Raw genomic sequence first — 25045 nt, forward strand, 5'->3', positions numbered from 1 at the left:
CGATTGGCCGTGACAAGTAAAGCCTGACCCCGGTTGCGGATGCGTTTCAGTTTGGGGGTAAAAGACAACGGATCCGGCGAATTTCACGGATTGAGACATCCGTTCAATTCGTTGAATCCGTTGTCTCTAAAAAAGGCGGCTAAACCTTAGTCCAGAGGTTTTTTATCTATGACGATGGTGCAGGTTTCGTCGCCGCGAGCGATGCAGGCGATCTCCTGCACCGAGAAGTTTTTGCCGCCGCTCACCCAGTAGAGCGACTCTTGCAAAATGCCGACGGCCAGGTGACAGCACGGCGAGTCGGATTTGCGGTTCCAGCAAATGGGGCATCGTTCGATGTGCCAGAGCAGGCGGTCTTCTTCTTCGCCCAGCCGGACGCGCTGGTCGGTGTATTTGTTGAAGGTGTCGGCGAAGACTTCAGCGCCCACTTTGAGCTTCATATTTAAGGGCAGGAGGCGGAAGGCCAGGTCGGCGATGCCGAGCACCGGGCCGAACTCTTTGAGGCCGTATTTGAAGCAGGCTCGCCCGGCGCGCAGGGCCAGGCCGCGCCCGCCGCGTGGGCCGTACATGTCGTCGAGGGCTTGTTGGATGGCGCCCACGTCGTCGAAGCTGAACTGGCGGTCGAAGTTGTTGGGCGGGTAGTTGTTGATGAGGTGCCGCAGTTTGGCTAAGTTGAGGATGGCGTTCACGCCGTTGCGGCCCATGATTTCTTCCATGGCCAGCAGAACGATGCGGCCAATTTTGTTGGGGTAGTAATACCTCGGCGCAACCGCCGTTTGCTCCGTCGTCATTCTTTACCGTCCAGAAAATCTTTGAGGGTGCCGATGAATTTTTCCGGCTCGTCAATCATCGGGAAGTGCCGCGAGCCGCGCATGACTTCGATGCGGGCGTGCGGCACGCCGGCTCGGAGCGGCTCGTATTGCCGGGGGTGGACGATGGTGTCGCCCACGCCATAGATGCCCAAAGTCGGCACGCGCACCTCGCCCAGCTGCGGGCGCAGGTCGGTGCGGCGCAAACTGCCAATGGAGGCAAAGAATGATTCCAGCGTCGTTTTCGACAAATCGCGCTCTTGCATCCGATACCAGCCCAGCGGGTCTTTGTTGACGATGAGGGGCGAGAAGGCGCGCACGCCAAGCCGCAATAACGTCGGCATGTTGTAAACCGGAATGGCAACGGGCCGATACCCGGCCAGCCGCAGAAACAAATTGAGCGAGTTGCCCACGATGGGCGACCCGACGACGACGACCTTTTGCACCCGCTTCGGGTAACGGACGGCGACGCTCAAGCTGACCGTGCCACCCATGCTGTGGCCCACCAGCGGCGCCGACTCGATGCCAAGCTGTTGCATGAACTGCTCGACCAGCGAGACAAAATCGGCGACGGCGTAGGTTTCGCGCTTCTTACCCGAATCGCCGAAGCCCCAGAAGTCCAGGGCGTAGGTGCGGTAGCCCTTGCCCAGCACTTCCATCGTCCTCTGCCACAGGCCCCACGAGCCGAGCCAGCCATGAAGCAGAACGACCGGCTTGCCCTGGCCGTAGGTTTCGTAGTGGACGATGCCTTGATCGGTGACGATTGAACTCACAGCCGGAAGGCCCCGCCGGGCCTAGGCCTCCATCTCAGCCAGGATGCTGTAGAGCAATTCCAGCAGAACCGATTTCACGCTTTCGCGGTCGGTGGCGACGCAGGGCAACAGTTTGACGTTAGGATCGAGACGGAGGGCGATTCGCAAATCTTCGGGCGCCCAGGCTTCGGGGTGATCTTGTTTGTTGGCCGCCACCACGTAGGGAGTGGGGGCGTAGGCCCGGAACGTTTCCAGGATGCTCTTGGCCTCGCGAAAAGTTTCGGGCCGCGAACTGTCCACCATCACCACAAAGCCCAACATGCCTTCCGACAAAATTTCCCACATGAAGTCGAACCGGCGCTGGCCGGGCGTGCCAAACAAGTACAGCACCAGTTCGGCGTCCACCGTAATGCGGCCAAAGTCCATGGCCACGGTGGTGCTTTCTTTGATCTTCTCGGCTTCCGACGAAATTTTGCGCTCAGTCCGGACGACATCAATTTCGCTGATGGTGCTGATGAATTGTGTTTTGCCCGAACTGAACGGGCCGGTGACGACCATTTTGACGGTTTGCATGCGTTTCTACTCCCACCCTTACAATGAGCGGATTCTCGAAATGAGTTTGTTGACCAGCGACTTCTCCTGCTCTTTGGCCGCCTCTGTCAGGGGCTTGCGTTGCGGGGCGTTGGTCAGGGGCCGGGTTCCGGCGGGCCGCACCAGCTCCACCAGCCCGGCCTGCAGAAGGCCGTAGACGATGCGGCGCAGGTCGAGATCGCTCATGTTGTTGGCTTTGGCAATTTGCCGCATGGTATTCTTGGGGTTGATGTACGACACCACCTTCCACTCTTCCACGTTGAGGTTGACGTTCTTCAGGCGGGCGTCGGGCTTGTCGGTGAACTTGAGAGCCAGGTCGAGGTTGGGCAGTTCTTCCTGCAACTGCTCCCACTCGCGCATGCGCCGCGAGCCTTCGATGATGACGTTGTCGAGGTCAATCGGCACGGTGATGCGCTCGACCGGCGGCGAGGCGTTGGCTTCAAAGTTGAAGATGCCTTCGACCCAGGTGAAGAGGCGGTAGGCCACGTCCAGAATATGTTGTTTGATGCTTTGCAGGATTTCGGTCTGGGTGACGTAGCCGGAGTTGATTAATAGAAGGCCGAGGGCTTTGTCGTTGGCGGCCTCGCTTCGCTGGCGCAGCGCCCTGGCCTGCTCGTCGGTAAGCTTGCCCACCTTGCGCAAAACGTAGGTGAGGTTGGGGTCTTCGTTTCCCACCTGGGCAAAAATTAACTTGCCTTCGCGGAAGGCCATGCGCGCCGCTTCGGTGGGGCCTTCGATGGTCAGAGTGCCGGTCTTGCGGGCCAGGCTGATGAGGTTGAGTAATTTATCGGTGCTAAAGTCGCGCAGGTTGCCGCGGAGTGGCATTGTTCCCTCTTACTGCTTGCCCAATAGGAATTTGGTCGGATTATACCTGTAAGCGAGATAAAGTCAAAGAAAGGTTGATGCGTATCGAAATTTGCAGAACAATCTTGACCAGGAATTGACGTTTCTGCCTGTTTAGACTGGACAACAAGATGCTGAACACGAGTCGTGCAGTTGTGACCAACGGCCAACAGCGGTATGTTTGCGCCCCGTAGCAAGGCGGAGTGGGCTATCCCTTTGGCGAGAGTCGCATCAGGCTGATTCTGCCAATCCGCACTCTTTATGCGGTGCTTCTCGGCAGTCGCGAAGCGGGGCGGCTTTGAGGGCAAGCGGCTGGCGGGTTAAGCTTCAAGAAGCCTTGCCGCACAAAACAAAACACGAAGCATCTTTGCTTCGTGTTTTTGATCTCCCAACCATCCAACCCCCGACTACCCGACTACAGCCCCTTGCATGCTCCACGGCCCAGTCTTCGTAATCTTAATCTCCGCCAGCCGCCCTTTCCAATCCAGATCGCCATCTTCAAAGAAGACGATCTTGTTATTGCGCGTCCGGCCCTTCCACTTGCCTTTGTGGTTCTCTTCCACCAAAATTTCAACCGTCCCGCCGAGAAGTCTGGCGTTGATGTCGCCGACAATTTGAGCCTGCATGTCGTCCAGCGCCTTGAGCCGCCGCATCTTTTCTTCTTCGGGCACGTCGTCGGCCATTCGGCGCTCGGCCACCGTGCCGGGGCGGGGCGAGTAGCGGGCCAGGTGGGCCACGTCCAGCTTGAGTTCGGCCAGCAGGTCGTAGGTGCGCTGAAACTCGTCGGCGGTCTCGCCGGGGAAGCCGACGATGATGTCGGTGGCGATGGACGCGCCGGGGAGGCGGGCGCGGATGCGCTCGATCAGCCGCCGGTAATCGTCGGCGGTGTAGCCGCGCTTCATGTCGGCCAGCACTTTGTCGTCGCCGGCCTGCACCGGCGCTTCGATGTGCTCACACACTTTAGGCAGTTCGGCCACGGCGTCGAGCAAGTCGTCGGTCATGTAACCAGGATGTGAGGTGAGGAAGCGGATGCGCTCCAGCCCGTCAATGTCGTTGATGACGCGAAGCAGTTGGGCCAGGTTCGGGCCGTCGCTGATGTCTTTGCCGTAGCGATCCACAATCTGGCCGAGCAGAGTCACTTCCTTCACGCCCTGAGCCACCAGGCCTCTTACCTCAGCCGCGATCTCGCCCACCGGCCGCGAGCGTTCGACGCCGCGCCGGAAAGGAATGATGCAGAAGGTACAGGCGTGCGAACAGCCGAAGACCACCGGCACGTGCGCCGACACGGCCTGCCCGCGTTCGGCCACCGGCAAGGTGAAGCCGCCGGTTTGCGGGTTGAGCACGGTGGTCAATTCGTCTTGCAAAGCAAAGCGGCGGGCGGTCTCAACTTCGGCGGGCGAGAGGCCGTTGCGCTCGGCCAGGAACTGCACCAGCGGCCCCGGCTCGGACGGCGGCGAGAACACGTCCACCAGCGGGAAGGCTTGCTTGAGGCGGTCGCCGCCTTTGACGCCGACCATGCACCCCATCAAGTTGACGACGACACCCGGATTCTTTTTCTTCAGCGGGGCCAGCATCGTCAGGCGGCCTACCGCCGCATCCTCAGCCTGCTGGCGAACCACGCAGGTGTTGAGGACGATCACATCGGCGGCCTCAACGCTCTCGGCGGGCGCGTAGCCGATCCCCTCCAGCGCGCTCGACACACGCTGAGAGTCGGCGGTGTTCATCTGGCAACCCCAGGTTTGGATGAAATACGATTTCATGGTCTTCTGATTGTACCATTTTGGATTTTAGATTGGGGATTTTGGATTGTTCTGTCAGCGAGGCTTTCCTTTGTAACGCAAGGTCTTGATAGAAGCGACAGTCATGGCCAGGATTTCGCCGGCTTCTTTAGTCAGAGGAGAAGCCCGCTCGATTGCAATGATGCCGGATTCGACGAGCAACTCAAGCCAGTAAATTGTTTCGTCACTCTCTTCTTCAACGATGCCGAGTTTGGCTATCATGTCGGCAGGCGACCTGGCCCGGCACGCGGCCCGATAGTTGGCCCCGATTGAAGTGCCAGAGCGCAACAACTGCTTGCCGATCATATCCGGCGTTCGCCCATGTGGCAAACCCTCTACCAGTTTGATCACTTCCAAAGCCAGCTTTTTCGTCCGTTGTTTGAAAATCTCCTCATTCATGTTTGGTCTTCCTTTCTCCAGAAAAGTAATATATGACCCGCAAAGAACATGCAGGCTATCAATTCAAAATCAAAAGTCCAAAATCCCCACTATCAGCGCCTCATGTAAATGAAACCACAACTGCCCGCCCTTTTCGAAAATGTCGTAGGCTTGCTTTGGGCCGCTGGGAGCCTGGGCGAGCATGGCCCGTAACCGCCAACGGTTGGCCGGTGAGACGTTGAGCCGGTGGCAGTAATCGCCGAACTCGTGCGCCTTGCGAAAAGTTTCGACGAGCGTCACCCGCAGACCGGCCTCTTTGAAGAAAGCCTCCCAGCGCCGGGCGGGGTACAGCCAATGATGGCTGGGGTCACGCAAATTTTCGTAGGCGTTGAGGTAGCGCGCCGTGAAGCCGTCGCCGACGGCAATGCCGTCAATGATCGCCACTGCGCCGCCCGGCTTGACGGCGCGGGCGCACTCGCGCACAAACCGGGCCACGTCTGGAAAATGGTGTGGAGCGATGCGGCAGGTCACGAGATCGAAGGCCGCAGTGGCAAACGGCAATTGCTGGGCGTCGGCCTCACAAAAAGAGACGGCTTCCACCTGGTGGCCGCCGATCATGTTCCGGGCGGCGATCAACATCTGGGGCGTAATGTCGGCGGCGACGACTCGATTCACATGCCCGGCCAGAGCCAGGGCGGTGTGGCCGCCGCCGGTGGCAATGTCGAGCGCGATCCAGTCCCGTTCCGGCTTCACGACTTCCAGCAGGCGGGTGAGGCTTTCGCTACTGGCAAAGGTTGGACTCTGGGCATACTTCTCGGCGTTGGGGCCGAAGGAGTGTTTGACTTGCGAGGCGTTGGTCATGGCTGGTGTAGAATAAGAGAGCTGACGATGGACGATAGACGAAGGACGAAAGAAAGTCCAGGCGCAATTTATAACTGTAGGCAGTATAGCAATTCTGGAGGTTGAAGAATGGTTGAACGTAAGCGAGCCTTTTTCTTCTGGCGGATACTGATTGTAATCCTAATTTTGGCGGCAGTGGGCGGGATGTCATTTGTGCTGGTGCAGTTCTCCAGCGGCGCGTGGACTCTGTTTCCAACCCTCACCCCGACGGCCACCTTCACACCCACGCCGGTGATTCCAACGGCCACTCTGTTTGTGCCCAGCGACACGCCCACCGTCACGCCCTCGCCCACGCGCTCCGGCCCCATCACTTACACCGTCGTCAGCGGCGACACCCTGTTTGGCATCGCCGACACTTATGAGGTGGACGTTCAAACCCTGATTGCTTACAACGGTTTGACTTCCCCCGATCTGTCGGTCGGCCAGCAACTCGTCATCCCGCCGCCCGGCTTTGTGTTTGAAATTCCAACCGCCACGCCCATCCCCACCGGCCTCCGGCCCGGAACCGTCATCACTTACACAATCCAGGTCGGCGATGTGTTAAGCCTTATTGCCGAACGATTCGGGGCGCGGCTGGATGACGTGATGATTGTCAACGGCATCACCGACCCGAACAACATTCAAGTCGGGGAGACCATCCGGATTCCTTACAACAGCCTGACCGGCACACCCATCACCCCCACGCGCACGCCCCGGCCCACCAACACCCGGCGGCCATAAACCGGCAATCGCCGTTAGAGACAAACAGAGTCTCATCATACGATGAGACTCTGTTGCTTTAGAGCCTATCTCTAAACTTCGGAAAACCCTAAAGGTCTCAAAGACCTTTAGGGTTTAGAGGCAGGTTCTCAAAGTTTGGCAAACATGTTTGAGAAAAGATTGCCGATGGCCGGGCCAAGCAGTGACAGGATGATGAGAACGACTACGGCGACCAGAACCAGAATGAGCGCGTATTCCACCAGGCCCTGCCCGGTTTCGTTCGTTTTCTTCAGGCTAAACATCATGATCAGTTCATCCCTTTCGGCGTTGAGTTTGGCCCTTAATTTACAGGCGGCTCACTGCCTATTTTATTGCCTGATCGCGTAAAGTTTGCGTAAAGACCGTTCTACATGTTCGCGCACCAGCCGCTCGTCCGTTTCATCGCGGCATTTTTTCAGGGCCGAAACCGCCTTCTCATCCCCGCGGTTGCCCAGGGCCACGGCCACGTTTCGCAAATAGCCGCGCCGCTTCGTCCGTTTGATGGGACTGCCTTTGAACTTGGCGTTGAACTGCTCCGGGCTGAGTGAAAGTTCCTCGATGAGAGTCGGCGGCGGACGGCGGGGGGCAAGCGCCGGTTCGGGGGGAAGCGAGTCGGCAAAACGAACGTTCCACGGGCAAACCGCCTGGCAAATATCACAGCCGAAAATCCAGCCGCCCATTGCGTCGCCCAAGTCTTCCGGGATCGCGCCTTTGAGTTCGATAGTCAAATAGGAAATACAACGGCGCGCGTCAAGCGTCCGGTTGTTAAGAATCGCGTCGGTCGGGCAAGCCTCGATACAGCGCGTGCAGGTTCCGCAGTGATCAACAGTGAAGGGCGGGTCGGATGGAAGCTCAAGGTCAATCAACGCTTCGCCGAGGAGGAAGTACGACCCGGCCTTTGGGTTGATGAGCATCGAGTTCTTGCCGATCCAGCCCAGCCCGGCGCGCTGGGCCAGTTCGCGCTCCAGGATCGGGCCGGTGTCGGTGTAGATTTTGTGAGCGATGGGGTGGCCGACTTCAGCCTCAAGCCAGTCAACGAGTTGGCTGAGGCGGGGCGGGATCACATCGTGGTAATCGTCGCCGAGGGCGTAAGCGGCGATTGGCCCAACTTCATTGCCCCGTTGATAGGGCAGGGCGACGACGACGATGCTTTTGCAAGTGGGCAGGATCAAGCGCGGGTCGGCGCGGCGCTGGCGGGCGCGCCCGGTTGCGAGATAAGCCATCTCGCCGTGCAAGCCGTCCGCAAGCCACTGTTCGTATTCGTCGAGGTGAGGCGGCGGGTCGGGCGAGGTAATGCCGCAAAAGGCAAAGCCCAGTTCGCGGGCGCGGGCTTTTAGACGGGCAGAGATGTTTGACAACGGATGTAACAGAATAAACGGATTTGGAAGTTGGAGATTGGGATTTTGGATTTTGGGATTTGTTATTGATTACTGCTTGTCCAGCCACTCGCTCAACTTGCCCAGCCCGGCCATGACCAGGGCTAGGACGCCCACCAGCCCCACTGCCGGAATCAGACAGGCCAGCGCGCCCAGGACGCCGCCGCCGCCGTAAAACAACCCGATGAGGCCCACCCCGGCCAGAAACAGAATCACAAAGAAGCCGATGAGCAAATTGCGGTTCGTCGCGGCGCTCAGGGCGCGGTAGTTGGTGGGCGGCTTGGGCTTGTCGGGTTGCATGGGGTTGGACGCAGATTCACGCAGATTTACGCAGATAAAGAAAAAAATCAGCGTTCATCCGCGTCCCATTTTTATGGGTAGATGCCGCGAATCAGGGTGGCGTCGGCCACGCGCTTGATGGCCAGGGTTTGGGCGGCGGTACGATTGTCAATCTTGAGGCGCTGGGCAGTGGCCAGCACGTCCTTGAAGGCTTTGGTCACGTGCCGCTCCAATTGCTTGTTGATCTCGACTTCTTCCCAGAAGAACGATTGCAAATCCTGCACCCACTCGAAGTAACTCACTACCACGCCGCCGCCGTTGCACAACACGTCGGGGATGATGAAGACGCCTTTGTCGTTGAGGATGTTGTCGGCTTCGGGGGTGGTGGGGCCGTTGGCGCCCTCGGCCAGCACTTTGCATTTCACATTGTTGGCGTTGGCGGAGGTGCTTTGATTCTCCAGCGCGGCGGGGATGAGCAGATCAACTTTGAGGGCCAGCAGTTCGTCGTTGGTGATCGTGTCTACGCCGGGGAAGCCGACGACGGAGCGAGTCTCGCCCAGGTAGCGGATCAGGGCCGGGATGTCGAGTCCGTTTTTGTTGTAGACGCCGCCGGTCACATCGGTGACGGCCACGACCGTCATCCCCATTTCGTGGGCGGTGCGGGCCGCTATCGAGCCGACGTTGCCGAATCCCTGCACGGCGGTGGTCGTTCCTTCAATCGGCAGGTTCAAGTGTTTCATGGCTTCGCGGGCGGTCACCATCACTCCGCGCCCGGTAGCCTCGATGCGGCCTTGCGAGCCGCCGATTTCTATCGGCTTGCCGGTGACGACGGCGGGCATGGAGAAGCCGTGATGCATGGAGTAGGTGTCCATGATCCAGGCCATGATCTGGCCGTTGGTGCCCACGTCGGGGGCGGGCACGTCGCTTTGCGGGTTCATGAGGATGGAGATTTCAGTAGCGTAGCGGCGGGTGAGGGTTTCGATTTCCTGCGCCGAGAGAGTCTTGGGATCAACGATGACGCCGCCTTTCGCGCCGCCGTAGGGCAGGCCCATGAGCGAGCATTTCCACGTCATCCACATTGCCAGCGCCCGCATTTCGTCGAGGGTCACGTCCTGGTGGTAGCGGATGCCGCCTTTGGTGGGGCCAAGAGCGGTGTTGTGGTGGACGCGAAACCCGGTGAAGACTTTGACGTCACCACTGTCCATCTTCACCGGGAAGTTAACGGTCAGCTCTCGTTTGGGGTAGCGCAGGTGCTCGACGATGCCGCGCTTGAGGTTGAGGTGGGCGACGGCTTTGTCGTACTGCGCCAGCGCGTTTTGATACGGGTTGGTTTCGGCCATAAAGGTTGTCTCCTGAGACAAGACACCGAGTGTTCGCTTTGCGCAAACACTCGGTATTTGAAGTTTGTGGCGCGGATTGTAGCAAACTTTGGGGAAACGGGCGAGGTGATGGGCAGGTTGGCTGAAAGGTAAGCAGGTTTTTTGCCACGAATCGCTTCGCGCGAATTGCCGCGAATTTCGTAACGGCCCAGGATACGCCCGGCCACGCCGGACAGGTTTTTTGGAGAGTAAGGTGATGAGGATGAGCCGTTCTAATCCGCCAAGCACCTTTGTTCTTTCATTGCCTTTGGGTGTGCAGGGGAAGCTTCTCGGCAGAAGCAGGGATGACTTGGAACCAAAGGTAATAGGCGGATTAGAGCAAATTCCGAGTTGATTTACGGGTTCCAGACTTCCGAAGTCTTCAAGACTTCGGAAGTCTGGACGGACGATGCCGTAAACCAACCTGGAAACCGCTCTAGAAGCTCAGTCTCGCCTCTTCTTCTGCCTCTTCGGCTTCGCTTCGCCCTCGTCGCTCTCTTCATCCGCTACGTCCGCTTTCGATCCGCCGCCCACCGCCTCCCGCTTCAAGTTCTCCTCCAACAGCCGCGCCAGAATCTCGTCGTCCGAAATGTCGTGCGGCCAGCTGTAGGCGTCGAGCACGGCGTGGTCGAGTCTCTCGTGGGCCAACTGGAGCCAGGTGGGGCGCTCGTTGTAGAGGTTGGTGAGAGTGCGCTTTTTGAGGTCTTCGCGGATGGCTGACGGCTGGTCTTTGTACGGGTTGAGCCAGTGCTCGCGTTTCTCGTTCAACTCGCGGGCGGCCTCGGCGATGGCTTCCTTTTGTTTTGGCGTGGGGCGGGGGAAGGGGAAGGTTTCGAAGGTGGTGGTGGGTGTGTAACGAGGACGGTCTTCGAGCGATGTGCCGAGTCGCAAGGCCCAGAGTTCGTGAACTTTGGAGTGAAGGACGCCGAAGGTGTAATCGTCGTCGCGGGCGAAAACTACAACGGCATGATCGGCGAGAACATCGCTGTTGAGCCACACAAAGACTCTATACTTGGCATGGATGGGACTTGCAATGTATCGCTTCTGTTTCTTCAGAATTCCCCTGTATCTCGGAGAAGGCCTGGCATGTAGCCACCAATACTCGCGTTGAATTTTCTCGTTTCTATTCCTCCTTTCCGGGTAAACAACTTTCTTGACGTGTTCAAATGGCGCTTCGTATAAAGCCGCCTCTTCCATGGGCATATCAACCCCAAAATCAATCACCCAAGTTTCGTCTGTACGTCTCAATATTTGCATTGCGTTGATGGAACGCTTCACAACATCTCGCGGATCGCGGCCAAAAGGATTCGGTTTGGACAAGAACTCCCTGGCTTTTGCAGGCGTGATTTCAAACGACCCTTTCTGTTGGGAGCCGTAAAAACAAATGCCAAGGTTCTCTTTCAGCCTTCGAGCTTGAGTCAGGTCAAAGGAAGCAGTCAAGTCAGAGTTGACGATGGAAACGGGCAGATCGTCGAGCACGCGTAGTTTCTCTGAGTTGTCATCGAATCCAATCATGGAAACGTTGACAGCCGCGCCGTCGAGAATCCAATCGCGGTCAGAAATAGCCCAGAAAATATCACCGCTCTCTTTGATCCGTTTCAATGCTTCACGATTCACACCGCCACGAATCGAGTTTGTCGCCAGCAGTCCGGCGCGCTTGGCCTTAGCCTCGGCAATCATCGCTCGCGCTTTCTCAAACCAGTAACAGCACAAGTCGCTGAAGGCTGGCACGCGGCCTTCATAAAGTTTGAAGAGAGCGTCTACGTATTCGTCGCTCAGCACGGCACGAATACGGTTGCCGCCCAGAAACGGCGGGTTGCCCACAATCACCTCGGCGGCGGGCCACTCAGGTTCTTTGGGCTTTTGGGGTTGGCGGGCTGTGCCTTGAAGTTGGGCTTTTGGAATTTCCAGAACGGCATCCATCTGCTTGATAGTGTCGAGCGGTTTCAAGATGGGTTGCTCGCCGGCGGGCGCGTAGCCGTTCTTCACTTTCCATTGTAGGTAGCCGATCCAGACGACGATGCTGGCCAGTTGAAAGGCAAAGTCGTCCTTTTCGAGGCCGCGCAGTTGAATCGGGGTGACTCGCGGCTCCAGGTCGGGGAGGCCAACGTCGAGGCCGAAGGTGATGACCTGCTTCTCCAAATCCTTGAGCATCGAGAGGCTGACGTACAAAAAATTTCCCGAACCGCAAGCGGGATCCAGGACAGTCGTCGAGACCAGCTTTTCCTGAAACCCTTTCAGCAATCTCTCCAACTCGGCTTTCTGCTTACTGCTTTCTACTTCCTTCTTCTCAAACCGCCAGCCCAGGTAACCCGCCGCCGCGTCCTTCACTTCTTCCCACTCGCGCCTCAGCGGGGCCATAAGCACCGGCTCGACCAGGGTTTCGATGTCGGCGCGGGAGGTGTAGTGCGCGCCCAACTGCGCCCGCTTGCCTTCCACGTCCAGGGCGCGCTCGAAGAGCGTGCCGAAGATGCTGGGGTCCACGTCGGCCCAATTAAGAGTGGCGGCTTCCACCAGGAGACGGGTGTCCGCCCCGTCGAAAGGAACCACGTCGGGGTCGCCGTCGGCGTCCGAAAAGAGACCGCCGTCGAAATGCAGAATCGGCTCGCCCCACACGATCCGGCCTCCGGTCGCCATGGCCCCAAACAAGTCGCGCACGTGGCGGGTGAATTCGCGCGGCGAATCCTGGGTGGCGGCGACGATGCGCGAGAAGATGCCAGCCGGCAGGAGGCCCACGTCTTCGCAGAACAGGCAGAAGACGAGTTTGACCAGGAAGCGGGCCGCTTGAGCGTAGGGGACGTTGTGCTTGTGGTGCATCGAGTCGGCCAGTTGGGCGAACTTGTCGGCGGCTTCGCGGGTGACGGCTTCAACCGTCTTCTCTGGGCGCAAGCCCTCCGGGTCGTGGAACAGTTTGTCGAGAATCTGAACGGCGGTGAAGCGCGAGCCGGGAACCGAGCGCGGGCTGGCAATGTCGGCGTTGGTGAATTTGTAGACCCGGGTTTCGGTGTTGGTAAAGTTGGTGTGGATCTCGAAATGCTCGATGTCGCAAACCACGAGCAGGGGCGGGTTCTCAAGCGCGTCTTTGTAGAAGAGGAGTTGGCGGTAAGCCGCCGTCAGGTCTTTGTGTTTGCCCGCCGTTTTGTATTCGACGGCGAAATGGCGGCGGAACCAAACATCGGCGTACCCCCTCCCGCCTTCCGTCGCCTGATCATCGCTTTGCGATGGCGCGGGAGCGGGGGTGGGGGCCAAGAGCGGCAGTGTCTTCTCGTCGGCTTTGCTTTTGCGGGCGCGTTTGGGCGGCTTGAGAAACGGGGTAATGGATTTGGTGACGCCCTTTTGATAGGTGAAGGTCTCGCCGGTCTTATCCATGTGCGCCGGCTTGGGGTGGCCCAGCAAGTCGCACAGGTCGTCGAAGTGAGTGACGTAGGAGGCCGTCTCTTTGAGTTGGGTATTTTTTCAGGATTGCGTTTTCGAGAACGTCAATCCGGAAGCCGACGCGTTCACGGTGATCGAACGCACGCTGTCGTGGGGAAACCGGCTCGAACTGCGGTGGCTGTTTCGCCGCTATCCGCGGGAACAGTTGGCCGCCTTCGTGCGCGACTCCGGCTGGTGGCGAATACCCCCTCACCGCTTTCACTATTGGCTGAACATCTTCGAGATCGCCGACTACAAGAAATCAGACTATCCACGATTATGGCCGCATTAGAGTCGCCGCACTGGGAAGCTGTGCCAACCGGCCTGCGTGAACTGCTGCCCATTATCGCCACGCTCCCCTTCTCCTCTGAATTCTACCTGGGCGGCGGCACGGCGCTTGCTTTGCGGCTGGGGCACCGCTTGTCGCACGATCTGGATTTGTTCTCGGAAACGGATCGGGTTGGCGACGCTACTCGCTCAGAGATCAGGGAGCATCTGCGCTCTTCGTTTTCGGAGATCGCAATTGTCACCGACACGCTGGGCGATCTCACGGTCACGATTGCCGATCGGCATGTTGGATTCTATTCGTATGGCTATCGAATGTTGGAGCCGGGCGGCGAACTGATGGGCATTCGAGTGGCCGGCCTGCTTGATATTGCGGCGATGAAGCTGGATGCGATTGCCGGGCGTGGGGCGCGCCGGGATTTTTACGACTTGTATACTTTGGCGCAGAGCACCCCGCTTGAAGAATTGTTCGAGCGCGCTCAGGAAAAATACCCGGACACACGCGACTTTGCCATGATTGTGATGCCCTATTTGAACGATTTCCGCAACGCCGACCGCGACGTGCCGGTGGACGCTCTGATCCCGGTGACGTGGGAGGAAGTCAAAAGTTTCTTTCTCTCTGAAGCGCGGCGCTTAGCAAAGTTATGGTTTATCTCTCCTGACTGAGTGAAGACGGATATTTTGCCGCCAGCTTCAGGACGGTATTGAACCCCCGAAACGTCGTCTGAATTTTCAGCGTTCGCTCGAACAGCGCATTGGAAAAGGTCGACTCGCTTTGTTTCTTCCGGCACAGCCAGTACACTTCCCGGCCATGCGCGTGAAAATCGTCAATATCGGTCTTCAAGCGCATCAGGGTTTTTTGGGCCTCGCCCGGCAATGGCTCGGCCAGGAAGGCCACGTTGAGCGCCCCGGCGGATTGCAACGCCGAGTCGGTGAAGGGTTTGTAATGGGCGATGGCCGCAACCTCGGCGTCGGTTCGGATAAACGTGGCAACTTCGTAACCGAGAGACTGGTGTAGAAGCTTTTCAATTCTTGTTTGCAGAGCTTGCGTCTTGCCGGACTTTGTTTCGAATATCACGTTGCCGCTGGCGATGAACGTCTCGACCTTCGAGAACCCGAGCGACTCGAAGAGCGCCCGCAGTTCATCCATTTTGACGGTGTGGCCGCCGACATTAATGGCTCGTAGAAAGGCAATATATCTGGGCATGAGGCCTCAACTGTCTCCCTGTCTCCTTGTTTCCTTGTTTCCTTGTTTACTTCCTGCCGTTCCTCAAATGCTTCTTCAAATACTGCCCGGTATAACTCTCCTTCACCTTCGCCACTTCTTCCGGCGTGCCTTCGGCCACGATGAAGCCGCCCCGGTCGCCGCCCTCCGGCCCCAGGTCAATGATGTGGTCGGCCAGCTTGATGATGTCCATGTTGTGCTCGATGATGAGGACGGTGTGGCCGTCGTCGGCGAATTTTTGGAGGACATCGGTCAGATTGTGGACATCGGCGGCGTGCAGGCCGACGCTTGGCTCGTCGAGCACGTACAGGGTGTGGCCGCTGGCCCGTTTGGATAGCTCCTTGCTCAGCTTCACCCTCTGCGCCTCGCCGCCCGAAAGCGTGGTGGCGGGTTGACCAAGTTTGATGTAGCCCAGGCCAACGGCGGCCAGCGTGTCCAGTTTGCGCTTGAGAACCGGGAAGTTCTCGAAGAACGGCAAGGCTTCGTCCACGCTCATGTCCAGCACTTCGGCGATGCTCTTTTCTTTGTAGCGCACCTGCAACGTTTCGCGGTTGTAGCGCGTGCCGTGGCAGACCTCGCACGGCACGAACACGTCCGGCAGGAACTGCATCTCGATTTGAATCTGGCCCTGGCCCTGGCAGGCCTCGCACCGCCCGCCCTTGACGTTGAACGAGTAGCGCCCGGCCTTGTAGCCGCGAGTCTTGGACTCCGGCATCTCGGCGAACAGGTTGCGAATCTCGTCGAACATGCCGGTGTAGGTGGCCGGGTTGGAGCGCGGCGTGCGGCCAATGGGCGACTGGTCAATGTTGATGATCTTGTCAACGTGTTCGACGCCGTCGAGGCCGTCGAAGTCGCCGGGCCGGTCATGCGCGCCGTGAAGCTTCTGGGCCAGCGACTTGTAGACCAGCTCCACCAGCAGGGTGCTCTTGCCCGACCCCGACACGCCGGTGATACACACCAGCTTGCCGAGCGGAATCTTCACGTCAATGTCCTTCAAGTTGTTCTCGCGCGCGCCGCGCAGAGTTAAGTGCTTGCCGTTGCCCTCGCGCCGCGTTTTCGGCACTTCAATCTTTTTGCGGCCCGAAAGATACGCGCCGGTGAGCGACGACTTGTGTTTCATGATGTCGTTCACCGTGCCTTCAGCCACCAGGTAGCCGCCATTCGCGCCTGCCCCTGGCCCCAGGTCCACAATCCAGTCGGCAGACAGCATCGTTTCGTCGTCGTGCTCCACCACCAGCATGGTGTTGCCCAAATCGCGCATGCGCTGGAGCGTTTTGATCAGCCGGGCGTTGTCGCGCTGGTGCAGGCCGATGCTCGGCTCGTCGAGCACGTAGAGCACGCCCATCAACTGCGAGCCGATCTGCGTCGCCAGCCGGATTCGTTGCGCCTCGCCGCCGGAAAGACTGCCCGCCGTGCGGCTCAACGTCAGGTAATCCAATCCAACGTCCACCATAAATTGCAAGCGTGACCGAATCTCTTTCAAGATCGGGGCGGCAATAATCGCCTCTCGCTGGCTGAGGGATGCGGACGCGGAGGCCGCCTCCCCCGATTTCCTTTCTTTCCCTCCTTTCCCATTCTTCCCCCTCAACCCCTCCACCCATTCTAAAACCCGGTTCACCGGCCACTCCGTCACTTGCACGATGTTCAGGTTGTCGAGAGTTACGGCTAACGCTTCGGGGCGCAGGCGTTGCCCGCCGCAGGCGTCGCACGGGCTGTAGGTCATGAATTCTTCGATCTTCTGGCGGATGTAGTCGGAGGTGGTCTCTTGATAGCGCCGCTTGAGGTTGTTGATGATGCCCTCGTAGGCCGTGTCCCAGTTGGCGGTTCGACCGTCGCGCGTCTGGTAATGGATGCGAACCTTCTCGCCCTCAGAGCCGTAGAGGACGATCTTGGCCTGCTTCTCGGTCAGGGTGCTGAAAGGTTTGTCGAGCGGGACGTTATAGTGACGGGCGGTCGCTTCCAACGTCTGCCAATAGTAGCCGCCGCCCTCTTCCGTGCTCCGCCATTCCATCACGGCAATCGCGCCCTCGGCAACGCTGAGACTCTTGTTGGGAATGATCAGGTCAGGGTCAATCTCCATTCTCGTGCCCAAACCCTGGCAGGTGGGGCAAGCGCCATGCGGGCTGTTGAACGAAAACGTGCGCGGCTCGATCTCGGGCAGGTTGGTGCCGTCGAAGGGGCAGGCGAAGTGCTCAGAATAAAGCTGATCGTCGTTGGTGTCGAGGCGGTTGACGATGATCGTCCCGCCGCCCAGCCGCAAGGCGGTTTCCACGGAGTCGGTGACGCGCGTTTGAAACTCTTTGGCTTCGTCGCCCTTGCCCGCCTTCACGATCAACCGATCCACTACTGCCTCAATCGTGTGCATCTTGTAGCGGTCAAGCTCGATCTGCTCCTCAACGTCGCGCACCTGGCCGTCCACCCGCACCCGCACGAAGCCGCTCTTGCGGGCGTCCTCGAATACTTGCTGATGGTGGCCTTTGCGATCTTTGACCAGCGGGGCCAGGATCATAAACTTTGCGCCTTCAGGCATGGCGCTGACCGCGTCCACAATTTGCTCGGCGGACTGCTTCTGCACCAGCCGCCCGCACTTGGGGCAGTGCGGCGTTCCGGCGCGGGCGAAGAGCAGACGCAGGTAGTCGTAAACTTCGGTGACGGTGCCGACGGTGGAGCGCGGGTTGTGGCTCACGCCCTTCTGGTCAATCGCCACCGCCGGGCTGAGGCCGTCAATGCGATCCACATCCGGCTTCTCAAGCTGGCCGAGAAACTGGCGGGCGTAGGCCGACAAGCTTTCGACGTAGCGCCGCTGGCCCTCGGCGAAGATCGTGTCGAACGCCAGCGACGATTTGCCCGATCCCGACAGGCCGGTGATGACCACCAACTTGTCGCGCGGAATCTCAACCGTGATATTTTTTAGGTTGTGCTCTCGCGCGCCAACCACAATTATTTTGTCTTGAGGCATAGCTCTCCAATGCTCAATTCTCAATGCGCAATTCACAATTGAGCATTGAGAATTGTCAATTGTGAATTACTTGTACGGCCCGTGCTTCAAAAAGTCTTCCACCTTCGCCGGGCGGATTTCGCCGGTGTTGGGGACGACTTCAAAGTAGCCGCCGTCGCGGCCAATGAGCGGAATGGTGCGCTTCCAGCGCGAGAAGGCGCGGCGCTGTGAGGCCGAGTGGTCGCGAAAGACTTCAAGCTCGCCCGGCACTTTGCGGAACAGCAACTCAAAGGTGCTGACGAACTCGCGCACGAACTCCTGCTCCACGATCTGCAAATTGCTGATCACCCAGCACCGATCTTCAAAGTTCCAGTAGTAGGCCAGCCCCGCGAAGTCATATCCTTTCGTGATGTAAGGATAGAACGGGAACGTGCGGCACGACAGCGTCCGGTTGTGGCGCTCGCAAAGGGCGGCCCCTTTGCACTCCAGCGCCCGGCAGTCGTGTGGCAGTTCTTCTTTGATCTTGCGCTCGGCTTTGGTGCGCGGCTGATAGATGTGCCACAGGTCGGTGCGCGACTTCAAAAATTTCCACTCCTCGACGGTGGCAATTGGAATGGCGTTCCTGGTAGTGCAACACACCGGCTCGCCGCCGTTGTGAGGCGCGCAATACTGGCCGCAGTCGTAGCGCGAGATGGCGGCCTCGAACCCGGCGTAAATAACTTCGTATTCTTCAGACTTTACATCGGACACAAATGTTCTATATACCACTTCCGGCGCAGAATGTCCACGCCTATTTTAGGCTGGCAACTTTTTGATATACTGCAAGCACCATGTCCCCTCTCCGCCGCCTGTTGGCCGTTCTCGGCCTGATTCTGCTCATCGCCTCTCTTGCCCTGCTGGCCGCCTCACTCTGGCCGACTGCGCGTAGCGTTGATAATCAACCGCTCTCGCCGAATGATCTGGCCCTGCCTGCTTCGGGATTAGTGCCTGCGTTTTTCTTCTTAACCGTTGCTCAAGGGGGAAACCGCCGACGTGGATGTTTGGCTATTGGCGTTATTGCCCTGTTTCTGTTATTTACTGCCTTTGTATTCATCAGCCTCTTTACTTTGCAAAGCGCCTCTGCGCCTTTTCCCGCCGTCACTGACGATGGTTCTGGCGGCGGCGGCGAAGCGACACTTGCGCCGACTCAATCGCCGTCTATCATCGAAACTGCGCCCGCCCCGCGCCCGCCCGAAGCTCGCGCTGTCGAACTCGACTACCCGCTCAGCCTGCGCGTTGGCGACTCGGACGTGATCCGGCTGGCGCTGGTCATCGCGCCCGACGGCAGTTACCTCACGCCGACGGCTGAGGGCGGGGGGCACACCGCCACCGGCGAACCGGTCAAGATTCCGAATCTCTACGACACCCACACCGTCACCGCCATCGCCCGGCTTGATGCTGTCGGCCTCAACATTGACCGGATCGGCGACTGGGAGCAACCGCTCCTCCCCGGTGAAAACGTGGCCTGGCGCTGGACGATTTCAGTGGATGAGCCGGGCCGCCAGAAGGCCAACCTCATCATTCGACTGCGCTTCATTCCCAAAGCCGGCGGCGACATTTTGCAGAAAGAATTGTGGGCGCGCACGCTCACCCTCCAGGCCACCGATGTGTTTGGCTTGCCCGCCGTCGTCGCCAAAGGCCTCGGCCTCTTCGGCTCCCTCGTTGGCGCCGTCCTCAGCTTCCCTTTTGCTGAAAAGTTTTATGGGTGGTTGTGGGGTAAGATTAGGCGAAGGTCAGCGAAGCTTTGAAAGAAGATGAATGACGAAAATACGGATGGGCGGTTCAACCCGTTTTTATAACAGCGGATCAGCCGAATTCAACGGATTCCGATCCGTTGAATTCGGTTGATCCGTTGTTCTTCATTCTCGCCCTGCCGGACTCAACCCTCGCCTATTCCGGTCACGGGCCAGAGACGACGGTCGGGGAAGAGAGGCAGTTCAATCCGTTTTGGTGACGTTAGATCCCTCTGCCAAAAACCTCTCCACCGACTCCTCAAGCCCGATCTCGCCCGCCACCACCTTCGCCTGCCAGGCAACCGTCCACTCGCCGATCTGCGATTGGGCGATTCGCAGTTCTCGCACCATCAACTTCGCCAGCGCGCCGCCTTCGTCATAAAAGCCGGTGTCAAAAAAGTCGCGCTCGGCCTGCGCTCGATCATAATCAGGGCGGACGATCTCAGCTTGCCAGCTGCCAGCCTGCCACACGAACTGGGCGTAACCGGCGCGCGGGTCGCCGTCGAACGGCAGGCCAACCGAGCCAACGTTGACGACTTGTGCGCCATTCACCTGCCGGGTCAGCGGGCGGTGGGTGTGGCCGACCACAAACAGAGCCGGGGGCGGCGAGCCAACTTGCTGGCTCAACTCCTCGTCGGTCGTCCAGGGATAGATGCCGTCGCGCGATCCGCGCATCGAAGCGTGAGCGACTCGCACTCCGCCGCCGGGTGAGGGCAGATCGAGCGAGAAGGGCAGGTCGTTCAGCGCCGACACTTCGCCGTTGAACTTTTGATATGTCCAAAACGAACTGCGGGCGATCTCAAACTCCGGGCTTCCCGGCGCGTGGGTGTTCGTGGCCTGGCTGACCACGTATTCTTCATGGTTGCCGCGCACCAACTGCCAGCCCTGCGTTTTTACCTTCTCTTGCACAAAGCGCCAGCATTCCACCGGGCGCGGGCCGCGATTGACCACATCGCCGGCCAACACGACACCCTCGGGCCGCCAGCGTTCAATGTGGTCGGCCACAGTTTGCAGGGCCGGCAGGTTTCCGTGAATGTCGGCGAGGACGGCGAGCCTCATTTTTGTAACCGCCCCAGCCACTCGCGGGCCGCGCCGGTTGGCTCTTCCTTTGCAATTGCCACGAGCAGGGCCTTCAATTCATAGTCGGCATCCGTCGGCGGCCTGCCATCAATCGTCAACGCCTTCACGGTCTCGTTCAGCCAACTGAGCGGCAGGTAGCCAATGCCGTCCGGCGTCTGGGCCACAAACTTGAGCATGGCTTCGGGCGAGGGCGCGACCCGCGAGGTGAGCGCGGGCTGGGTCTCGATCATTGCCTCAAATGCCAGCCGCGAGTCGTCGCCATCCTCACGCACGGCGACAGACCAGCCGCCGACCCGCCCGGCGAAAATATCTTGCACTTGCGCCAGCGTCAGATCGTTGACGGCGTTCGTCGGGTTGACAATGACGACGATGGGTTCTTCGCCGAGCGGCGTGCCCCACAGAGTCGACTCGCCCGGCAGAAACAGGGTGAAGCCGATGACGCCGCCGCTTGCCACTTGATCCAACAGATCGGATGTGGAAGCCGCCAGCATGATCTCGAACTCGGTTCCGGGGTTGGCCGTTCGATCAGTGGCCGCCGCCGCGAAGGGTTGGGCTGAGATCGTGGTCGCCACCCGAATCGGCGGCTGAACCGTAGGCGCGGGCCGGGGCGCGGCGCAGGCCGTTATCAAAAAGAGAACTGCCCACGAACGAAGGCGGCGATGAAGCACAATAAACCGAAGGCGATGCGATACCAGGCAAACAGATACAACGATCGTTTGGCAAGATACCCCAACAACCAGTGGATGGAAAGGTAGCCGACGACGGCGGCGGCGATGAACCCGACGGCGAGTGAGGGAACGTACGACATTGTGTTTGGCAGGTCAATCAGGTCTTTGACGGCGATGGCGCTGGCGGCGATGAGAATGGGAATGGACATGAGGAAGCTGAAGCGGGCGGCCGCGTCGCGCTTGAGACCCAGAACCAGCCCGCCGGAGATGGTGGCCGCCGAGCGTGAGACGCCGGGCAACAGCGCCAGCGCCTGCGAGCAACCGATGATGACGGCGTCGCGCCAGGTGAGGGCGCTCAGGTCCCGGTCGTGCCGGCTGATGCGCTCGACGAGGAACAGCGCCGCCGCGCCGGCCACAATGGAGGCGATGAGCAAAGGGTTGTGGTGCAAGGCTTCGAAGAATCGTTTGAAGAGCAGGCCGATGATGGCCGCCGGAACGGTGGCGGCGACCACCAGCCAGCCCAGCCGGGCATTGTCGGAGACAAAGGGCCGCCCACGCCGGATGCCATTGAGAACGGCCAGAGCGATCTTCCACAGGTCGCGCCGGAAGTAGAGGATGACGGCAGTCACGGTTCCCAGTTGAACCAGGACGTTGAAGGCAAAGACGGCTTCTTCGTTAAATGACCAGTTGAGGAGCCAGGGAACAAGAATGAGGTGGGCGGTGGAGGAGATGGGGAGAAATTCGGTGACGCCTTGAACGAGGCCAAGAATGAACGATTGAAATATAGACATGGGGCCTTCAGTCTTCGAGAACCTGCCGGTCGTCGCCGGGCGTTTGGCCGCCGACCGGAATATAGTTTTGCAGGAAGTTGTTGGCGTAGCTTTCAAATGCGCCGTCGAGAATGGCGGCCCGCATTTCGCGCATGAGAGTCAGCAGGACGTGAATGTTGTGGATGGAGAGCAAGGTTGAGGCCAGAATTTCTTTGGCGACGATGAGGTGACGGATGTAGGCGCGGGTGAAGTTGGCGCAACAATAACAACTGCACCCTTCTTCCACCGGGCCGGGATCGCGGGCGTACTGAGCATTCTTCATGTTCAGCCGCCCGGTTCGGGTCATGGCCGCCGCGTTGCGGGCCAGTCGCGTGGGCAGAACACAGTCAAAAATGTCCACGCCACGCCGGACACTGTTCACCAAATCTTCAGGCGAGCCGACACCCATCAAGTAGCGCGGCTTGTGCTCCGGCAGGATCGGGTCGAGCAGTTCAATCGTGGTGTGCATTTCAGCTTTCGTCTCGCCCACCGCCAACCCGCCGATGGCGTAGCCGGGAAAGTCGAGGCCCATTAGAAACTGCGCCGAGTCTTCGCGCAAGTCTGGAAAGACGCCGCCCTGCACGATGCCAAACAAGGCCTGATCGTTTCGCCGGTGATGCTCGCGGCAACGCGCCGCCCAGGCGTGGGTGCGGGCCAGGGCGATCTCGTTGTAGTCGCGGTCGAGCGGCGGCGCGCACTCGTCGAAGGCCATGATGATGTCCGCGCCGAGGTTGTTTTGAATGTCAACGGATTTCTCCGGGGTGAAGCGGTGCATCGTGCCGTCAATGTGACTCTTGAAGGTTACGCCGTCGTCGTCAATCTTGCGCGTGCCGGAGAGCGAGAAGACCTGAAAGCCGCCGCTGTCGGTGAGCACCGGGCCGGGCCAGCGCATGAACTCGTGAAGGCCGCCGAGCGCTTTCACCAGTTCATCGCCGGGCCGCAGGTAAAGATGATAGGTGTTGGCCAGCACCAGCGACACGTCTAACTCTTCCAGTTGAGCAGGCGTGACGGCCTTGACCGTGCCTTGCGTGCCAACCGGAGCGAAGACGGGCGTAAGCAGGTCGCCGTGTTGTGTATGAAATACCCCGGCGCGGGCGCGGCCAGAGCGAGCGGTTAGTTCAAATTCAAACATCCATCAAACGTTAAACGACAAACGACAAACGTCAAACGGCAGTCACCTATGTCGTTTGACTTTTGTCGTTTGACAGGTCATAGCCTCCAGACAATCGGTAGAACAACGACCACTACGATAAACAACGCCGCCGTCAACCCCCAGCCCACTTTGATGAAGTCGCGGACGGTGTAGCCGCCAGGCCCCATCATCATCACGTTCACCGGGTGGGCGGTGGGCGTGAGAAAGGCCATGGAGGTGCCGAGGGCAACGGCCATGGCAAAGGCGCGCGGGTCACTGCCCATCTGCTGGGCGGCAGTGATGGCAATGGGGGCAAAGATGACGGCTGAACCGACGTTGCCCACCACTTGCAGAATCAAGGTCGTCGCCAGAAAGAGGCCGCCGGCCATGACTACCGGCCCGAACCGTCCCAACATCGCCGCCAGCGCCTGGCCGATGAGGGCCGCCGCGCCGCTGTGTTCGAGGGCGATGCCCAGCGGAATGAATCCGGCGATCAAAAAAATGGAGCGCCACTCGATGGAACGGTAGGCTTCATCCATGGTGAGACAGCCGGCCAGCACCAGCGCCAGGGCCGCCGCGAACGCGGCCTCGGCGATGGGCAGAATCTCGAAGGTGGCCAGAGCCAGGGCGGCGGTGACGATCAACACCGCCAGCGGCGCTTTGCGCGGTTGAACCAGCGGCGCGTCGTCCTCGTCCAGCACCAGCATGTTCGGGTCGGCACGAACGATTTTGATTTTGTGATGCGGCCCCTGCGCCAGCAAAGCGTCGCCCCACTGCAAAGGAATATCGCCCAGCGCGTCACGAATAGCCGCGCCTTTGCGCCAGATGGACAGCACCGATAACCCGTACTTGCCGCGAAAGTTGATCTCCTTCAACGTCTTGTTGATGAACTCGGAGCGCGGCGACAGAATCAGTTCCACCAGATCAACATCGTCGGAGGCCAGGTCGCCCTTCCAGGTCGGGTCGTCGGTGCGGATCAGGCCATAGTAAGCCAGGTCGGTGTCGTCGGTCTGGCCGCCGGCCAGCACCACGTCGCCTTCCAGAATCACAAACGACTTGCCCGGCGAGAGGGTGACGTGGCCGCCGCGTGACACGCCGATCACCGTCAGCCCCAGCTTCTCGCTCCACCCGGTTTCCTTCACCGGGTTGCCGGCCATGGAAGACCCGGCGCAAACATACACCTGCGACACGCCCTGCTTGAGGCCGTACACTTCGGCCAACTCGCGGGGCGTCGTCGCCCGGCCCGAACCGCCGGGGTTGCGCTCTGGCAGGAGCCGCCGCCCGACCAGCAACATATAAAGGATGCCCACGATCACAATCGGGATGCCGACCGGGGCGAAGTCGAACAACGAGAAGGCCTTGAGGTTCGCTTCGCGCAAGGCGTTGCTCACCAGAATGTTGGAGGTGGTGAGCAGGGTGGCCATGCCGCCGAGCATCGTGGCGAACGAGAGCGGCATGAGCAGTTTCGAGGGTTTAAGATCGGTCTGGCGGGTGATGCCGACGACGGCGGGCAGAAGCACCGCCCCGGCGGCGATGTTGTTCATCACCAGTGAGAAGGCCGCCCCGGCAACCATGATGAGCGGGATGAGCCGCGCCTCACTGGCCCCGGCCAGCCTGAGCAAACGGTTGCCAATGGCCCGCGTGGCCCCGGTGCGCTCCAGCCCGGCGGTGATGATGAAGATGGAAAGAATGGTGATGACGGCGGGGCGGCTGAACCCGGCGAACACGTCCTGCGGCCCCACCAGCCCGGTCAGCCCCAGCGCGCTCAACGTCAACAGCGCAATCACATCCGACCGGAGCTTCTCGGTGATCAGCAACGTTGTGGCGATGAGCAGAATGACAAAGACGATAGCGATTTGGGGAGTCATGCCGAAGGGAGATTATACCAGTCAGAAAATCCCAAACCCCAACTTCCAAAATCCC

At 59.6% G+C, this 25045-nt stretch carries 24 protein-coding genes; 4 read left to right on the forward strand and 20 right to left on the reverse strand.

Features of this window, described 5'->3' with window-relative positions; genetic code table 11:
- Nucleotides 1-146: 146 nt before the first annotated feature.
- The 7 genes from HYZ49_00940 to HYZ49_00970 all read right to left on the reverse strand — a co-directional run bounded on the left by HYZ49_00940 (nucleotide 147) and on the right by HYZ49_00970 (nucleotide 6009).
- Entirely contained in the window at nucleotides 147-788 is a 642-nt protein-coding gene (locus HYZ49_00940) for a 4-vinyl reductase (protein MBI3240847.1), read from the reverse strand.
- Nucleotides 785-1579, reverse strand: a complete 795-nt coding sequence (locus HYZ49_00945; GenBank protein ID MBI3240848.1) for an alpha/beta hydrolase — start codon at nucleotides 1577-1579, stop codon at nucleotides 785-787. Before HYZ49_00945 ends, HYZ49_00940 begins: the two co-directional genes overlap by 4 nt.
- A gap of 21 nt (nucleotides 1580-1600) precedes the next feature.
- Nucleotides 1601-2131: an ATP/GTP-binding protein gene (locus HYZ49_00950; protein ID MBI3240849.1), complete on the reverse strand. Its 531-nt coding sequence runs from the start codon at nucleotides 2129-2131 to the stop codon at nucleotides 1601-1603.
- Between the two features lie 18 nt (nucleotides 2132-2149).
- A complete protein-coding gene (locus HYZ49_00955; GenBank protein MBI3240850.1) occupies nucleotides 2150-2974 on the reverse strand; it encodes a DUF4388 domain-containing protein in 825 nt (274 codons plus the stop codon).
- A gap of 425 nt (nucleotides 2975-3399) precedes the next feature.
- On the reverse strand, nucleotides 3400-4752 hold the full coding sequence (gene miaB / locus HYZ49_00960) for a tRNA (N6-isopentenyl adenosine(37)-C2)-methylthiotransferase MiaB (GenBank protein MBI3240851.1): 1353 nt from the start codon (nucleotides 4750-4752) through the stop codon (nucleotides 3400-3402).
- A 54-nt stretch (nucleotides 4753-4806) separates the two neighbouring features.
- The gene (locus HYZ49_00965) at nucleotides 4807-5169 is read right to left on the reverse strand and encodes a four helix bundle protein (GenBank protein ID MBI3240852.1); all 363 of its coding nucleotides are present in this window, start codon (nucleotides 5167-5169) and stop codon (nucleotides 4807-4809) included.
- Between the two features lie 69 nt (nucleotides 5170-5238).
- Nucleotides 5239-6009 (reverse strand): class I SAM-dependent methyltransferase, encoded by a 771-nt coding sequence (locus tag HYZ49_00970; GenBank protein MBI3240853.1) that lies wholly within the window; start codon nucleotides 6007-6009, stop codon nucleotides 5239-5241.
- Between the two features lie 108 nt (nucleotides 6010-6117).
- Here HYZ49_00970 and HYZ49_00975 point away from each other — a divergent pair, with 108 nt between their 5' ends.
- Entirely contained in the window at nucleotides 6118-6768 is a 651-nt protein-coding gene (locus HYZ49_00975; GenBank protein ID MBI3240854.1) for a LysM peptidoglycan-binding domain-containing protein, read from the forward strand.
- Nucleotides 6769-6896: 128 nt separating this feature from the next.
- On the opposite strand, the gene HYZ49_00980 is transcribed toward HYZ49_00975, so the two are convergent.
- The 5 genes from HYZ49_00980 to HYZ49_01000 all read right to left on the reverse strand — a co-directional run bounded on the left by HYZ49_00980 (nucleotide 6897) and on the right by HYZ49_01000 (nucleotide 13168).
- Nucleotides 6897-7049, reverse strand: coding sequence for a Flp family type IVb pilin (locus tag HYZ49_00980; GenBank protein MBI3240855.1), 153 nt, complete (start codon nucleotides 7047-7049; stop codon nucleotides 6897-6899).
- Nucleotides 7050-7115: 66 nt separating this feature from the next.
- Nucleotides 7116-8144: a tRNA epoxyqueuosine(34) reductase QueG gene (gene queG, locus HYZ49_00985; GenBank protein MBI3240856.1), complete on the reverse strand. Its 1029-nt coding sequence runs from the start codon at nucleotides 8142-8144 to the stop codon at nucleotides 7116-7118.
- A gap of 69 nt (nucleotides 8145-8213) precedes the next feature.
- Complete coding sequence (locus HYZ49_00990; protein ID MBI3240857.1) at nucleotides 8214-8462, reverse strand: hypothetical protein; 249 nt, start codon at nucleotides 8460-8462, stop codon at nucleotides 8214-8216.
- Nucleotides 8463-8533: 71 nt separating this feature from the next.
- Nucleotides 8534-9781, reverse strand: coding sequence for a Glu/Leu/Phe/Val dehydrogenase (locus tag HYZ49_00995; protein ID MBI3240858.1), 1248 nt, complete (start codon nucleotides 9779-9781; stop codon nucleotides 8534-8536).
- A 462-nt stretch (nucleotides 9782-10243) separates the two neighbouring features.
- Nucleotides 10244-13168, reverse strand: coding sequence for a class I SAM-dependent DNA methyltransferase (locus HYZ49_01000; GenBank protein ID MBI3240859.1), 2925 nt, complete (start codon nucleotides 13166-13168; stop codon nucleotides 10244-10246).
- Nucleotides 13169-13238: 70 nt separating this feature from the next.
- Between HYZ49_01000 and HYZ49_01005 the strand changes: the two genes are divergently transcribed.
- Nucleotides 13239-13505 carry a hypothetical protein gene (locus tag HYZ49_01005; GenBank protein MBI3240860.1) on the forward strand — a complete coding sequence of 89 codons (267 nt, stop codon included), beginning with the start codon at nucleotides 13239-13241 and terminating at the stop codon, nucleotides 13503-13505.
- Entirely contained in the window at nucleotides 13493-14164 is a 672-nt protein-coding gene (locus tag HYZ49_01010) for a nucleotidyl transferase AbiEii/AbiGii toxin family protein (GenBank protein ID MBI3240861.1), read from the forward strand. Before HYZ49_01005 ends, HYZ49_01010 begins: the two co-directional genes overlap by 13 nt.
- On the opposite strand, the gene HYZ49_01015 is transcribed toward HYZ49_01010, so the two are convergent.
- The 3 genes from HYZ49_01015 to HYZ49_01025 form a co-directional block, all read right to left on the reverse strand.
- A complete protein-coding gene (locus HYZ49_01015) occupies nucleotides 14148-14705 on the reverse strand; it encodes a DUF1697 domain-containing protein (protein ID MBI3240862.1) in 558 nt (185 codons plus the stop codon). The two genes, HYZ49_01010 and HYZ49_01015, sit on opposite strands and share 17 nt — an antisense overlap.
- Before the next feature lie 46 nt (nucleotides 14706-14751).
- Nucleotides 14752-17682 carry an excinuclease ABC subunit UvrA gene (uvrA, locus tag HYZ49_01020; GenBank protein MBI3240863.1) on the reverse strand — a complete coding sequence of 977 codons (2931 nt, stop codon included), beginning with the start codon at nucleotides 17680-17682 and terminating at the stop codon, nucleotides 14752-14754.
- Between the two features lie 66 nt (nucleotides 17683-17748).
- The gene (locus HYZ49_01025; GenBank protein MBI3240864.1) at nucleotides 17749-18411 is read right to left on the reverse strand and encodes a hypothetical protein; all 663 of its coding nucleotides are present in this window, start codon (nucleotides 18409-18411) and stop codon (nucleotides 17749-17751) included.
- Nucleotides 18412-18491: 80 nt separating this feature from the next.
- On the opposite strand from HYZ49_01025, the gene HYZ49_01030 reads away from it, so the two are divergent.
- Nucleotides 18492-19448, forward strand: a complete 957-nt coding sequence (locus tag HYZ49_01030) for a hypothetical protein (protein MBI3240865.1) — start codon at nucleotides 18492-18494, stop codon at nucleotides 19446-19448.
- Nucleotides 19449-19637: 189 nt separating this feature from the next.
- On the opposite strand, the gene HYZ49_01035 is transcribed toward HYZ49_01030, so the two are convergent.
- The 5 genes from HYZ49_01035 to HYZ49_01055 all read right to left on the reverse strand — a co-directional run bounded on the left by HYZ49_01035 (nucleotide 19638) and on the right by HYZ49_01055 (nucleotide 24990).
- Nucleotides 19638-20492: a metallophosphoesterase family protein gene (locus tag HYZ49_01035; protein MBI3240866.1), complete on the reverse strand. Its 855-nt coding sequence runs from the start codon at nucleotides 20490-20492 to the stop codon at nucleotides 19638-19640.
- Nucleotides 20489-21142, reverse strand: a complete 654-nt coding sequence (locus tag HYZ49_01040; GenBank protein ID MBI3240867.1) for a substrate-binding domain-containing protein — start codon at nucleotides 21140-21142, stop codon at nucleotides 20489-20491. Before HYZ49_01040 ends, HYZ49_01035 begins: the two co-directional genes overlap by 4 nt.
- Nucleotides 21139-21972, reverse strand: a complete 834-nt coding sequence (gene uppP, locus HYZ49_01045; protein MBI3240868.1) for an undecaprenyl-diphosphatase UppP — start codon at nucleotides 21970-21972, stop codon at nucleotides 21139-21141. The genes HYZ49_01040 and uppP overlap by 4 nt, the downstream gene beginning before the upstream one ends.
- A gap of 7 nt (nucleotides 21973-21979) precedes the next feature.
- Nucleotides 21980-23122: a tRNA guanosine(34) transglycosylase Tgt gene (gene tgt, locus HYZ49_01050; GenBank protein ID MBI3240869.1), complete on the reverse strand. Its 1143-nt coding sequence runs from the start codon at nucleotides 23120-23122 to the stop codon at nucleotides 21980-21982.
- 77 nt (nucleotides 23123-23199) lie between these two features.
- On the reverse strand, nucleotides 23200-24990 hold the full coding sequence (locus HYZ49_01055; protein ID MBI3240870.1) for an SLC13 family permease: 1791 nt from the start codon (nucleotides 24988-24990) through the stop codon (nucleotides 23200-23202).
- Nucleotides 24991-25045 lie beyond the last annotated feature (55 nt).

The sequence above is a fragment of the Chloroflexota bacterium genome (assembly GCA_016197225.1).
Lineage (GTDB): Bacteria > Chloroflexota > Anaerolineae > Anaerolineales > VGOW01 > VGOW01.

Excerpts from the sequence above, each read along its gene's own strand:
- HYZ49_00940 (MBI3240847.1), bottom strand. The coding sequence starts at position 788 with ATGACGACGGAGCAAACGGCGGTTGCGCCGAGGTATTACTACCCCAAC.
- HYZ49_00950 (MBI3240849.1), bottom strand. The coding sequence starts at position 2,131 with ATGCAAACCGTCAAAATGGTCGTCACCGGCCCGTTCAGTTCGGGCAAA.
- HYZ49_00955 (MBI3240850.1), bottom strand. The coding sequence starts at position 2,974 with ATGCCACTCCGCGGCAACCTGCGCGACTTTAGCACCGATAAATTACTC.
- miaB (MBI3240851.1), bottom strand. The coding sequence starts at position 4,752 with ATGAAATCGTATTTCATCCAAACCTGGGGTTGCCAGATGAACACCGCC.
- HYZ49_00965 (MBI3240852.1), bottom strand. The coding sequence starts at position 5,169 with ATGAATGAGGAGATTTTCAAACAACGGACGAAAAAGCTGGCTTTGGAA.
- HYZ49_00970 (MBI3240853.1), bottom strand. The coding sequence starts at position 6,009 with ATGACCAACGCCTCGCAAGTCAAACACTCCTTCGGCCCCAACGCCGAG.
- HYZ49_00975 (MBI3240854.1), top strand. The coding sequence starts at position 6,118 with ATGGTTGAACGTAAGCGAGCCTTTTTCTTCTGGCGGATACTGATTGTA.
- HYZ49_00980 (MBI3240855.1), bottom strand. The coding sequence starts at position 7,049 with ATGTTTAGCCTGAAGAAAACGAACGAAACCGGGCAGGGCCTGGTGGAA.
- HYZ49_00990 (MBI3240857.1), bottom strand. The coding sequence starts at position 8,462 with ATGCAACCCGACAAGCCCAAGCCGCCCACCAACTACCGCGCCCTGAGC.
- HYZ49_00995 (MBI3240858.1), bottom strand. The coding sequence starts at position 9,781 with ATGGCCGAAACCAACCCGTATCAAAACGCGCTGGCGCAGTACGACAAA.
- HYZ49_01000 (MBI3240859.1), bottom strand. The coding sequence starts at position 13,168 with ATGGATAAGACCGGCGAGACCTTCACCTATCAAAAGGGCGTCACCAAA.
- HYZ49_01010 (MBI3240861.1), top strand. The coding sequence starts at position 13,493 with ATGGCCGCATTAGAGTCGCCGCACTGGGAAGCTGTGCCAACCGGCCTG.
- HYZ49_01015 (MBI3240862.1), bottom strand. The coding sequence starts at position 14,705 with ATGCCCAGATATATTGCCTTTCTACGAGCCATTAATGTCGGCGGCCAC.
- uvrA (MBI3240863.1), bottom strand. The coding sequence starts at position 17,682 with ATGCCTCAAGACAAAATAATTGTGGTTGGCGCGCGAGAGCACAACCTA.
- HYZ49_01030 (MBI3240865.1), top strand. The coding sequence starts at position 18,492 with ATGTCCCCTCTCCGCCGCCTGTTGGCCGTTCTCGGCCTGATTCTGCTC.
- HYZ49_01035 (MBI3240866.1), bottom strand. The coding sequence starts at position 20,492 with ATGAGGCTCGCCGTCCTCGCCGACATTCACGGAAACCTGCCGGCCCTG.
- uppP (MBI3240868.1), bottom strand. The coding sequence starts at position 21,972 with ATGTCTATATTTCAATCGTTCATTCTTGGCCTCGTTCAAGGCGTCACC.
- tgt (MBI3240869.1), bottom strand. The coding sequence starts at position 23,122 with ATGTTTGAATTTGAACTAACCGCTCGCTCTGGCCGCGCCCGCGCCGGG.
- HYZ49_01055 (MBI3240870.1), bottom strand. The coding sequence starts at position 24,990 with ATGACTCCCCAAATCGCTATCGTCTTTGTCATTCTGCTCATCGCCACA.